Raw genomic sequence first — 11,894 nt, forward strand, 5'->3', positions numbered from 1 at the left:
CTCAGTGCCGGCGCCGAGCGAAGACCCAGGCCCGCATCGCGACGAACCGCAGGACCGTCACCAGCAGGTTGGCCACGGTCAGCACCGCCACCTCGACGTGGTGGTCGTCGACGCCGGTGGCCTGGAGCAGCCACAGCGATCCGCTGGTGACGGCCAGCCCCACGCCGAAGACCACGAGGCCGCGCAGCTGGTGCCCGACGGCGCCGGCGCGGCCGCGCAGTCCGAACGTGAGGCGCCGGTTGGCAGCGGTGTTCGCGATCGCGGTCAGCAGCAGCGCCAGCAGGTTGGCGAGGAACGGGGAAGTCACGCCGCGCAGCAGGAGGAACAGCACGGCGTACGCCGCGGTCGAGGCGACCCCGACCAGGCCGAACATCACCACCTGCATGCCGAGCCGGCCGCCGCCGGCGTCGGCCGAGGCCCGGCCGAGCCGGGCGGCGACCTCCGAGACCGGCAGCCGCCCCGAGAGCAGGCCGTGGCCGACCCGCACGATGCCGCGGACGTCGTCGAGTGCGGTGCGGAGGATGTCGACCCGGCTGTCGGGGTCGTCGACCCAGTCCACCGGCACCTCGTGGATGCGCAGGCCGGCGCGCTCGGCGAGCACCAGGAGCTCGGTGTCGAAGAACCACGCGTCGTCCTCGACCAGCGGCAGCAGCTCGCGGGCCACGTCCGCACGGATCGCCTTGAACCCGCACTGGGCGTCGGAGAACCGGGCGCGCAGCGTCCCGCGCAGCAGCACGTTGTAGCCGCGCGAGACCAGCTCGCGCTTGGGCCCGCGCTGCACCCGCGCGCCGCGGGCGAGCCGGGTGCCGATCGCCACGTCGGAGTGGCCGCTGAGCAGCGGGGCCACCAGCGGGAGCAGCGCGTTGAGGTCGGTCGAGAGGTCGACGTCCATGTAGACGAGCACCCCGGCGTCCGAGGTGGACCAGACCCGCTTCAGCGCCCGGCCACGGCCCTTCTCCGCCAGGTGCACGACCCGGACGTCGTCGTAGGCGTGCGCCAGCCGGCGGGCGATCACCGCGGTGGCGTCGGTGCTGGCGTTGTCGGCGATGGTCACCCGGCTGGACCAGGGGAGCGTCGCGAGGTGCTCGCGGACCCGCTCGACCGACCGGGCCAGGTCGCGCTCCTCGTTGTAGACCGGGATCACCACGTCGAGCGTCACCGAGAGCGGGCCGGGAGCCGCGGCCGGCGGGAACGCCGGGCGGGCGGACGACAGCAGGGCGCTCATGCCACACCTCCGGTGTCGCTGATCGGGCTGGTCAGGTCGTAGACCGTGACGCCGTCGACGGTGGTCGAGGCGAAGCTCTCCGCCACCCACGCGGCGATCTCGCTGCTGGCGTCGCTGCCGCCCATCGACGGGCCGAAGCCGTCGCCGCCGATGAAGTAGTGGATCTCCCCGTCCTCGACGTGCTGCTGGAACTGCGCGAGCGTGGGGCTCGGGTCGGAGCCGTTGAACCCGCCGATCGCCATCACCGGCTCCTCGGTCGCGAGCTGGTAGCCGGCCGCGCTGTTGGAGCCGACGGCCGCGGCGACCCAGGTGTAGTCCTCGGCGTCCTCCTCGAGCATCGCCGTGAGCTCCGAGGTCGGCTCGCTGCCGTGCAGGAGGCCTCCGGGGCCGCCACCCTGGCCGGGCGCCTGGCCCTGGCTCGGCGGCTGCGCCTGCCCGGGGAACTGGCCCTGCCCGGGGAACTGGCCCTGGCCGGGCGGGCCGCCGAGCGCGCCATCAGGAGCACCGCCCGGACCACCACCCGGACCACCACCCGGACCACCGCCCGGGGCGCCGCCGGGGCCGCTCCCGGCCACCGTCGGGCCGGCGGTCGGCATCGAGCCGGTGTGCGGGGTGCCGGCGGTCTGCACGGCGTACGCCGTCGGGCCGGCCAGGGCGGTGATCAGCGCGAGCAGCGCCGCGGCGGCGGCCGCTCGGCGGGGCAGCCAGGCGAGTCCGGCGAGGACCAGCGCGGCCAGCACGCCGACCACGAGCACCGGCCAGCGCAGCCACGGCAGGAAGTCGGCGCTGCGCCCGAGCAGCAGGAACGCGGTGACCACGGTCGCGGCGACGCTCACCACGGCGACGCCGCCGGCGGCCGCCGTGTGGCGGTGCTGCCAGACCAGCGCGGCGCCGATGCCGACGAGCGCGGCGATCGCCGGCGCCAGGGCGACGGTGTAGTAGGCGTGGAAGATGCCGGCCATCAGGCTGAAGGTCAGGCCGGTGACCAGCAGCCAGCCGCCCCACAGGAGCAGCGCGGCGCGGGTCAGGTCGGTGCGACCGCGGCCGCGGGTGAACCAGAGGCCGGCCACGAGCAGGATCAGCGCTGCCGGCAGCAGCCAGGCGATCTGGCCGCCGATCTCGCCGGCGAACAGCCGGCCCAGCCCGGTCTCGCCCCACGACGGGCCGCCGGGACCGCCGCCGCCGACGGCGCCGGTCTCGTTGCCGCTGAGTCGGCCGAAGCCGTTGTAGCCGAGGGTGAGCTCGAGGATCGAGTTGTGCTGGGAGCCGCCGATGTAGGGCCGGCTGGAGGCGGGCCACAGCTCGACGATCGCGACCCACCAGCCGCCGGCCAGGACCATCGAGCCGAACGCGACGAGCAGGTGGCCGAGCCGCTTCAGGAGGCGGGGCCGCCCCGCGACCAGGTAGACCAGCGCGAACGCCGGCAGCACCAGGAAGGCCTGGAGCATCTTGGCGAGGAAGGCCAGCCCGACCAGCGCGCCGGCCAGGGCCAGCCAGCGGACCGGGTGTCGAACCGTGCCGTCCGGTCCGGCCTCGACCGCGCGCAGCACGGCGTACGCCGCGGCGACCAGGAGCAGCACCAGCAGGGCGTCGGGGTTGTTGAAGCGGAACATCAGCGCCGCCACCGGGGTCAGCGTCAGGGCGGCGCCGGCGAGCAGCGCGGCGCCGGGGGAGCCGGTGGTGCGTCGGACCGTGGCGGTCAGCAGCCAGACCGCCAGCACGCCAGCGATCGCCTGGGGCACCAGGATCGACCAGGACGACAGCCCGAAGAGGCGGACCGCCAGCGCCATCGGCCAGAGCGCGAGCGGGGTCTTGTCGACGGTGATGCTGTTCGCGGCGTCGGAGGACCCGAAGAAGAACGCCGTCCAGGACTCCGACCCGGCCTGCGCGGCCGCGGAGTAGAAGCTGTTCGCCCATCCGGACTCGGACAGGCCCCACAGGTAGAGGACGGCGGTGCCGGCCAGCAGGACGGCCAGGCCCAGGCGGTAGCGGCGCCGTGATCGGCGGGCGGGCGACGGCGCAGTGTCGATCGGGGCGGTGTCGATCGGGGCGGTGTCGGTCGGGGCGGTGTCGATCGGCCGGGGGCCGGTGGAGACGGCAGGTACGGCGTTGGCTGTCATGCCTCCAGGGTCGGATCCCCCGATGGGGCCGTCCCGTGACCTGGCTATGGGTCTCCTGTGAGGCTGGACGGCACCGACCTGCGCCGGCTCTCCTACCGGGCGCCGGCCGGCACGGTGGCGGACCCGGTGCGCTGCACGGCCGCGTGGGCGAGGACCGCGGCCACCAGGCCGGCGCCGAGGGGCACGACCATCGCGGCCCGGAGGCTGGTGGCGTCCGAGAGCCAGCCGACCGTCGGTGAGGTGACCAGGAATCCCAGGCGCATCAGCCACCCGATGACCGCGATGCCGGTGCCCTCCGGCAGGCCCGGGACCCGGCCGGCGGCGGCGAACGCGGCCGGGACGAGCGTCGCGCAGCCGAGCCCGGTGAGGCCGAACCCGACGAGCGCGAGCGGATAGGCGGGGGCGAGCACGGCGAGCGCGGCGCCCGCGGCGATGAGCAGACCGCCGGCGCGGGCGACCGGGTCGCGGCCCCAGCGGTCGGTCATCGGGTCGCCCAGGACCCGTCCCACGAACTGGGCGCCGAGGACCACCGTGAGCCCGAGACCGGCGACCGCGGTGGGGGCTCCGGCCTCCTGGCCCAGGTAGAGGACCACCCAGTTGTTCGCGATGTCCTCGACCAGCGTGCCGCAGCTGGCGAGGACCACCAGCGGGGCGAGCAGGACCAGGGCGCGTCGGCGAGCGGGGGCGTGTCCGGCCGCGTGGCGCACCTGGTGCGCCGGCCCTTCGCGCAGGCCGGCCCGGACGTCGGCGGGGACGACGGCGAGGACGCTGCCGAGAGCGGCGACCGCGGCCCAGACGGCGCCGTTGACGGCCATCTGGGTCCCCACGCCGATGTCCGCTGCCGCCGCCGCGGCCCCGACCGCGCCACCGGTCGCGGCGCCGACGCTCCACAGCGCGTGCAGCGAGTTGAGGATCGACCGGCCGCGCCACTGCTCGACGACGACGCCGTGCACGTTCTGCGCGGTGTCCACGATCGCGTCCAGCGCGCCGGCGGCGAGCATCGCGATCACGAAGACCCAGACCTGCGAGCCGGCGCCCGCGACGGTCATCGCCGCGGCGAGCGCGACCGAGCCGTACGCGGTGATGCGGAGGGTGCCGAGACGTCGTACGGCGGCGCCGGCGAACGCCGCCGCCAGGATCGCCCCGACCGGGAAGGCCACCACCAGCAGGCCGAACTGGCTGTTGCTCAGGCCGAAGTCGGCCTTGATCTCGGGGTAGCGCGGGAGCAACGCGCTGTAGAGCACGCCGTTGGTGAAGAACAGCAGCGAGACCCCGGCCCGGGCCCGGCGCGGAGTCGGGGACGAGGCGGGCACCGGGCGACCGTAGGTGCTTGCCTGAGCACGTGCAACGGCCTTCTCGGCTGCCCCCTAGGCAGCGCCCCGGCCCGGACTTAGAGTGCGAGGACCGCTGGCCGCTCGGGCCCGGGGGGAGAAGGTCGTCATGCGCCTGTTCCAGACCGCCTCGGCCGTCGCCGCCGGAGTCCTCACCGCCGCCCTGCTGCAGGCCGGGCTGCCAGCCGCCGACGCGGCGCCCGACGACCCGGCGTTCGAGACGCTGACCGGCTTCCGGGCGACCGGCCCGAAGGTGCGGGTCCGGCCCCGGGAGTACCAGGCCGTGCGGGTCGACACCGGCGAGGTCCGCAGCGACCTGCGCTCGGCCCCGCGCGCCGGGTCCGCCGGCGCGACGACCTTCCGGGTGCCGACGCCCAGGGGCGGCACGGAGCGGTTCGCCGTGCAGCGCACCGCGATCATGCAGGCGTCGCTCGCCGCGGCGCACCCCGAGATCCGGACCTGGTCGGGCCGGTCCCTGGACAACCCCGGCACCACCGTGGCGCTCGACGTCACCCCGCTCGGCTTCCACGCCGCCGTCCGGCCGCCCGGCGGGAAGGGGACCTGGTACGTCGACCCCGCCTACGACCGCCGGGGCACCACCGAGCACCTCAGCTACTTCGGCCGCGCGCTGCCGCGCCCGGAGCGGCGCTTCGTCGAGCGCGAGGCACCCGACCTCGCCCCGGCGATCGCCCGGCGCGCGGAGCGGATCGCCGGCGGCGCGACCGTGCGGCAGCGGGTCTACCGCCTGGCGCTGCTCTCCGACCCGACGTACGCCGGGTACTTCGGTCCCGCCAACGTCACAGCGGCCAAGGTCACGCTGATCAACCGGGTCAACCAGGTCTACAACGACGACCTGGCGATCAAGCTGGTGCTCGTCGACAACACCGACCGGCTCAGCCTGGCCACCGCGGCCGAGGCGACCGGGCCGAACGGGCCGTGCGGGGCGCACCCGTGCTTCACCGACGACCTCGAGGCCCCGGGCTACGTCGAGGGGCAGATCGCCTACTGCGACGTCGGCACCCTGGTCCGCACCCAGACCGTGCTCGGCCAGCTGGTCGGCGCCGGCAACTACGACGTCGGGCACCTCGCCCTGGGCACCAACGGCGGCGGGATCGCCGGCCTCGGCGTGGTGGGCGGCATCGAGAAGGGCCAGGGCTGCACCGGCATCCCGACGCCGATCGGCGACTACTACGCGATCGACTACGTCGCCCACGAGCTCGGCCACCAGTTCGGCGGCAACCACACCTTCAACGGCGTGCGCTGGAACTGCTCGGGCGGCAACCGCAACGCCGAGACGTCGGTCGAGCCGGGGTCGGGGTCCTCGATCATGGCGTACGCCGGGATCTGCCGCCAGGACAACATCCAGCCGCACAGCGACCCGTACTTCTCCCAGCGCTCGCAGACCGAGATCGGCGCCTACACCGCCACCCCCGCCCGAGCGCCGGTCGAGGTCCAGGACGTCTCGCTGACCGGCTTCGACACCGACGGCGAGTCGATCACGCTGGACTACCCGGGCCCGACCCCGTCGGTCACCCTGGTCCGCGGCGGCACCGGCCCCACGGCGTACAACCGGGGCAACCTCGAGGCGGCGATCGAGTCCCTGACCGGCGAGGACGTCACGGTCGCCGGCTGGGGCTACGACCCCTACAGCGAGATCTACGAGGAGGGCGGCGAGATCCCGGCCGACCTGACCGAGCCCGACGACTCCGGCTTCCAGGTGATGTTCGCCGGGGACGCCGACCCCTACACCGAGGACAGCGACCGCACCGACATGGCCTCGCTGCTGGTCGGGACCACCTCGCCGGGGGTCACCGCCCGGGTCGGGGAGACCGCCCGCGGCGGCGAGGTCCGCAACACCGGCTTCGACGTCAACACCACCGGCAACCGGGCGCCCCGGGTGCGGGCCCCCGGCGACCGCAGGATCCCGGTCCGGACGCCGTTCACGCTGACCGGGCAGGGCCGCGACGCCGACGGCGACCCGCTGAGCTACCTGTGGGAGCAGAACGACGTGGGCGGCGAGACCGGCACCGCCCTGGTCGACAACGCCAAGGTCGACGGCCCGCTGTTCCGGGTCTTCGGCACCTACGCCGACGTCAGCGCCGAGGACGCGCTGGAGAGCCCGTCACCGGGCCAGAACCTCGCCGGCCGGAGCCCGACGCGCACGTTCCCCGACCTGGCGCAGGTCCTCGCCGGGAACACGAACGCGGAGACCGGCCAGTGTCCGGCGGCGCCGCCGGACGACCCAGACGTGTACGTCGTCGTCCCGGTTCCGGTCGTCGAGTGCTACGCCGAGTTCCTGCCGGTGCCGGGCTACGTCGGCTCCGCCGGCACCCCGGCCTCCCGGGCGGCGATGCGCTTCCGGCTCACGGCCCGCGACGGCGCCCCGGAGGGCGGCGGCTACGGGTACGACGACGTGACCCTGCGGCTCGACCCGGACGCCGGCCCCTTCCTGGTCTCGTCGTTCCGCACCGGCGGCTCGGTCCGCGGGGGAGAGCGGACCACCGTCCGCTGGCAGGTCAACGGCACCCGCCGGCTCGCCCCCCGGGTCCGCGTCCTGCTCTCGACCGACGGCGGCACCACCTGGCGCACCGTGGTGGCGCGCACCCGCAACGACGGGTCGACGCGGGTCCGGATGCCGCGGCGGGCCACCGCGTCGGCGCGGCTCATGGTCTCGGCGGTCGGCAACTACTTCTTCGACGTCAACGACGCGCCGTTCCGGATCCGGTAGCGGCCACGGGGCCTGCTGCCCGGGCCCGAGGGGCGGGCCCGCGTCAAGACGGCGCGAAGCCCCATCAGGTCCGCGTCAAGACCGGACGGGCGAGCGCTCACCCGCCTAACGTCCTGACCTGACCTGGTCGCCCGGCAGCGACCGGGCCGGCTCACCCCGCCGTGCCCAGCGGGCCCAGGACATACGCTGCTCCTGGCGCCCGCCGGGCGCGCGGACCCGGCTTCTCGGGGCCGCACCCGGATGTCGAGGGGCGGCTAGAGCCATCCGGTGCGGTGGAAGACCCGGTGCAGCGCCACCGAGGTGCACAGCATCATCAGCAGGGCCAACGGGTAGCCCCAGGCCCAGCCCAGCTCGGGCATCTGCTGGAAGTTCATGCCGTAGACGGTGCCGACCAGCGTGGGTGCGAACAGGATCGCCGCCCAGGCCGAGATCTTCTTGATCTCCTCGTTCTGGGCGTAGCTGGCCTCGGTGAGGCGGTGAGCGGCCTCGTTCTGCTGCTGGGTCGCCAACGACGAGCGCAGCGTCAACAGCGTCTGGTAGAAGTCGATGACGCCGTCGAGGTACTCGCGCTCGCCGTCGGCGACGCTGCGGACCCTGCCGAACTCGGCCGACATCTGGCCCACCCAGTGACCTCCGCCCTCGGTGATCTTCGGCAGTGTCGCGACGCTGCCGCAGATGGCGTGGGCCAACGCTGCCATCGTCCGCACCGCGAGCAGCTGGTGCCGGGCCTCGAAGAGCTCCTCGATGAACGCCTCCGGGTCGCCGAGCCGCCCACTGGTGACCTGCTGCTCGAGCCGCCACACATCAGCGGTGACGGTCTCGAGGAAGTCCTCCTGCTGGCGCACCAGCGTGCTCACGACGGCGTACGCGAGCTCGAAGGGGGACCGTGGCTCCAGCCTGCCGTCGCGGATCCTGGCGAGCACTGCGGACGTCTCGCGGACCGCGACCTCCGGCGGCACCCGTGGATTCACCGGTCCGTGCACCGTGACCAGGAACCGGTGCCCGATGAACAGGTCGAGCTCGACGTAGTGCACGTGACCGCGTTCGCCCAGCTCGGGCTTGTGGATGATGAAGAACACGTGGTCGGCGTATCCGTGCGCCTTGGGCACGCGGTTGCGCTCGCGCGCGTCCTTCACGGCGAGGGGATGGAACCCGAGCAGGTCGCCGAGGACCCGACCGGCCTCGGGGTCGCGGGGGTCGGTCACGTCGACCCACACGACGCCGTCCGGGCGCTGCAGCAGCGCGGGCAGCGCGTCGACGGGCAACTCGGTGACCGCGCCGGCGTCGTCCGCGCCGGCGGCGATGAGCCGGACCGTCACCGGACCGCCGGCGCAGGTGGCCAGCTTCGTCGTCACGAGGGGCTCCTGACGAGGGCGAGGACGAGGACGAGGACGAGGGCGGTGGCGGGCTGGTGTGGTGCCGACAAGGCGCGATCTCCTGACCGGTGGGACCGACGCACCGCTGGTGCGAGGCTGCGGTCTGGGCGCCCATCCTGGGACGCGGCGCGGCCCCTGGGCCTGCTCTTAACGCAATCCTGACGCGGCGTCTCGCGGGTCCGCCGGTGTCCTGCCGTGGGAGGAGTGCCGGCGTGTCGACGGGGTCGCCCGGTCGGGCGACAAGATCGCGACAACTCGCGTCAAGGGCCGGTCAAGGAGGCTCCCGGCCCGGCGGCCTGGTGCCAGGGTGCGGGGCGTGAACAGATACGCCGAGATCGACGCGCTGCTCCGCAGCACCCACCAGGCATTCCTGACCAGCCTGCACGCGGTGCTCGAGGCCGACCGGGGCTCTGCGGCCGCGGTGCTGGCCGGCGCGCGGCTGCGCCAGGCCCAGGTGGCCGACGCGGAGGCGGCCCTGCGCCGCCGGGCCTGGGTCCCCGCGCCGCAGCTGGCCCGCGAGCTGGCGTTCGTCGCCGGCATCGCGCGTCTCGGCGCCGCCACCGACCGGCTCGCGGCCCACACCGCCGGGGCGGACGCCGCGCCCGCGCCCAGCCCGGCCCTGTCCCGGGAGCTGACCGCGCTGGCCGACGCGGGGGACCGGCGGTTCCGGCAGCTGATCGCCGGTGCCTCCGGGGGCGGACCGAACCGCTTCGACCAGGGCTGTGCCCGTGCGCTCTTCGAGATCGCCGACCACTCCTCCCTGGCGGCGGCTCCGGTCGTCGAGCTGTGTGCGGGCGTCGCGATCGCGCTGCTGGACGTCGGCCGGCAGGCGCAGGCCGCCGCGTAGGGGGTCTCGGACTCGCTCCGATCGGCACGCCGCCGGCGGTCGGACCCGGCGAGCTGCGGTGGGGGAGAGCCCGGGGTTCTGCGCCCTTCCCTGTCGGATTCGTCCAAGCCGCGCCCGGCACCGCGTCGCTAGGTTCGTGGCATGCACGCAACCTCCACCTTCACGGTCTCCCACTGGACCCCGGCGAGCTCGCCGGCCGAGCTGGGCGGGGTGGCGGCGCCGGCCACGGCGGCGCCCGCGGGCCTCGCACACATGGTCAAGACGTTCACCGGCGACCTGAGCGGGCGGTCGATGACCTGGTTCCTGGGATCGCTGAACCCGGACACCGGGCACGGCTCGTACGCCGCGCTCGAGGCGGTCGAGGGTGCGCTCGGTGGCCGGCGTGGCACGTTCAACGTGGTGCATGCGGCGTCGACGCACGGCTCGGACCGCTACGACGAGCACCTCGTGGTCGTGCCCGACAGCGGCACCGGGGAGCTCGCCGGCATCGCCGGCGCTGGCCGCATCGTCGTCGAGGCCGACGGCACCCACCACCTCGAGCTGGACTACTCCTTCGGCCAGTGAGCACGCCCGCCGGGCCGTAGCCGTGCGGCTCCGGCTCGCCTAGGTTGGTCCGGTGGCCATCGTGCACCGTGCGACCCTGACCCCGACCAAGCCCGAGATCGTCACGGCCTGGCTCGACCGCCAGCCCTGGGGTCGCAGCGGCGAGGTCGACGTGATCGGCGGCTATCGCCTCGACGACCCCGACGGTGCCGTCGGGGTGGAGTCGCTCCTCGTCCGGCGGGACTCGAGCGTGCTCCAGGTGCCGCTGACCTATCGGGACGCGCCGTTGACCGGCGCGGAGGGCCACCTGATCGGCACGGCGGAGCACTCCGTGCTCGGGACGCGGTGGATCTACGAGGCGGGCGGCGACCCGGTCGCGGTGGGGTGCTTCCTGCGGGCGCTGGCCGGTGATCAGGAGCAGGCGGTGGTGGAGGTCTACGACGGCGGCGAGCTGGTCGGCCGACGTGACCCGGTGGTGCGCATCCGTCGCGTCCTCGGGTCCGCCTCCGGGGCCGGCGACCTGCGACTGGCCGAGGTGCTGGGCGAGACCCCCGAGGGCCGGGAGCAGCTGGTCGCCACCTGGCCCGACGGGCAGGCCGTGGTGGCGGTCCGCTGACGACCGGCCTGACGCCCGGCCCGGCGGCCGGGTGGTCAGGAGCAGCGGACGTTGGCGAAGCCGGCCCGCGCGCGGCGTACGACGTTGTCGCAGCGGATCCGGGTGCCGCGGGCGCCATGCTGCACCCAGAAGCCGTGGCCGGCGGCCCGCACGACGGCGATGTTGCGGCTGAAGACGTTGTGCCGGCCCCAGCCGCGGGCCGCCACGTGCACCTCGAAGCCGTTGGCCGCGGCCCGGGTGCCGCGGTTGCGCTCGACCCGCCAGCGGTTGCCCTTCACGTCGACCCAGGAGTCGGCCCACGCGCCGCGCATCCCGGCACCGTCGAGGACGTTGCCGCGCAGCAGCCCGAGGCGGGTGCCCTCCTTGACGTCGATGCTCTCCGCGGCGGTACGCCGGATCCGGTTGCCGAGGATGCGGTTGTGGTCGGAGGCGTCGCGGCGGCCACCGGAGTAGCGGTGCCAGTTGGAGCGGGCGCTGCCGACGTAGATGCCCTCGCCGGAGTCCGCGTCCACGAGCCCGGTGCGGCGCACGACGCTGCCGCGGACGGTGTTGTGCCGCGAGGAGGCGCGCAGGTGGATGCCCTCCTCGCCGGTGGTGTGCACCGCGAGGCCGCGGAGCAGGTTGCGTCGGGACCGGTCCAGGACGATCCCCTTCGCGACGTTGCGGACGGTGATGCCGCGGATCTCCCAGTGGGCAGCCCCCGCGAGGTAGAGGCCGTACCGGGTGCCGGTCCCGTCGCCGCCGGGGTCGCCGTCGATCACGGCGCGGCGCGAGCCGGTCAGCACGATCGGGCGCCGGGCCGTGCCGGAGGCGGAGGCGACGAACGTCCCGGAGTAGTGCTGGCCTCCGAGCGCGAGCGGCGCCCGGGTGCCCTCGGAGGTGTAGGTGCCGTCGGCCAGCTCGATGACGTCACCGGGACGCGCCCGCGCGAGCGCGGCCGTGAGCCCGGCCGAGGTCCGCACGGCGATCAGGCGCTGCGCCTGCCGCTCGGCGGGAACCGGGGCGGCCGCGGCTGGCGTGACCGGCGCGACGATGCCGCCGGCGGCGATCAGCAGCAGCGTCACCAGGATCGTTCGCACGGTCCTCTCCCTCTCATGGCCGCACGGTC

9 protein-coding genes are annotated in these 11,894 nt (G+C 74.8%); 4 read left to right on the forward strand and 5 right to left on the reverse strand.

Annotated elements, in window-relative coordinates; genetic code table 11:
* Position 1: 1 nt before the first annotated feature.
* The 3 genes from EBO35_RS09065 to EBO35_RS09075 all read right to left on the reverse strand — a co-directional run bounded on the left by EBO35_RS09065 (position 2) and on the right by EBO35_RS09075 (position 4,658).
* Complete coding sequence (locus EBO35_RS09065) at positions 2-1,225, reverse strand: bifunctional glycosyltransferase family 2/GtrA family protein (protein WP_122817422.1); 1,224 nt, start codon at positions 1,223-1,225, stop codon at positions 2-4.
* Positions 1,222-3,345, reverse strand: a complete 2,124-nt coding sequence (locus tag EBO35_RS09070; protein WP_122817423.1) for an ArnT family glycosyltransferase — start codon at positions 3,343-3,345, stop codon at positions 1,222-1,224. The genes EBO35_RS09065 and EBO35_RS09070 overlap by 4 nt, the downstream gene beginning before the upstream one ends.
* Before the next feature lie 92 nt (positions 3,346-3,437).
* Entirely contained in the window at positions 3,438-4,658 is a 1,221-nt protein-coding gene (locus tag EBO35_RS09075) for an MFS transporter (protein WP_122817424.1), read from the reverse strand.
* A gap of 127 nt (positions 4,659-4,785) precedes the next feature.
* Between EBO35_RS09075 and EBO35_RS09080 the strand changes: the two genes are divergently transcribed.
* The gene (locus tag EBO35_RS09080) at positions 4,786-7,404 is read left to right on the forward strand and encodes a M12 family metallo-peptidase (RefSeq protein ID WP_122817425.1); all 2,619 of its coding nucleotides are present in this window, start codon (positions 4,786-4,788) and stop codon (positions 7,402-7,404) included.
* Between the two features lie 254 nt (positions 7,405-7,658).
* Here EBO35_RS09080 and EBO35_RS09085 read toward each other — a convergent pair whose 3' ends face one another.
* The gene (locus EBO35_RS09085; RefSeq protein ID WP_206422725.1) at positions 7,659-8,759 is read right to left on the reverse strand and encodes a magnesium transporter CorA family protein; all 1,101 of its coding nucleotides are present in this window, start codon (positions 8,757-8,759) and stop codon (positions 7,659-7,661) included.
* Positions 8,760-9,096: 337 nt separating this feature from the next.
* Between EBO35_RS09085 and EBO35_RS09090 the strand changes: the two genes are divergently transcribed.
* From EBO35_RS09090 to EBO35_RS09100, 3 genes are all read left to right on the forward strand, one after another.
* Positions 9,097-9,627, forward strand: a complete 531-nt coding sequence (locus EBO35_RS09090) for a hypothetical protein (RefSeq protein WP_122817426.1) — start codon at positions 9,097-9,099, stop codon at positions 9,625-9,627.
* Positions 9,628-9,768: 141 nt separating this feature from the next.
* Positions 9,769-10,191 carry a DUF3224 domain-containing protein gene (locus tag EBO35_RS09095; RefSeq protein ID WP_122817427.1) on the forward strand — a complete coding sequence of 141 codons (423 nt, stop codon included), beginning with the start codon at positions 9,769-9,771 and terminating at the stop codon, positions 10,189-10,191.
* Positions 10,192-10,243: 52 nt separating this feature from the next.
* Positions 10,244-10,786, forward strand: a complete 543-nt coding sequence (locus tag EBO35_RS09100) for a CG0192-related protein (RefSeq protein ID WP_122817428.1) — start codon at positions 10,244-10,246, stop codon at positions 10,784-10,786.
* A 35-nt stretch (positions 10,787-10,821) separates the two neighbouring features.
* Here EBO35_RS09100 and EBO35_RS09105 read toward each other — a convergent pair whose 3' ends face one another.
* Positions 10,822-11,865, reverse strand: coding sequence for a right-handed parallel beta-helix repeat-containing protein (locus EBO35_RS09105; protein WP_164477878.1), 1,044 nt, complete (start codon positions 11,863-11,865; stop codon positions 10,822-10,824).
* Positions 11,866-11,894 lie beyond the last annotated feature (29 nt).

The organism is Nocardioides pantholopis (genome assembly GCF_003710085.1).
Taxonomy (GTDB): Bacteria; Actinomycetota; Actinomycetes; order Propionibacteriales; family Nocardioidaceae; genus Nocardioides; species Nocardioides pantholopis.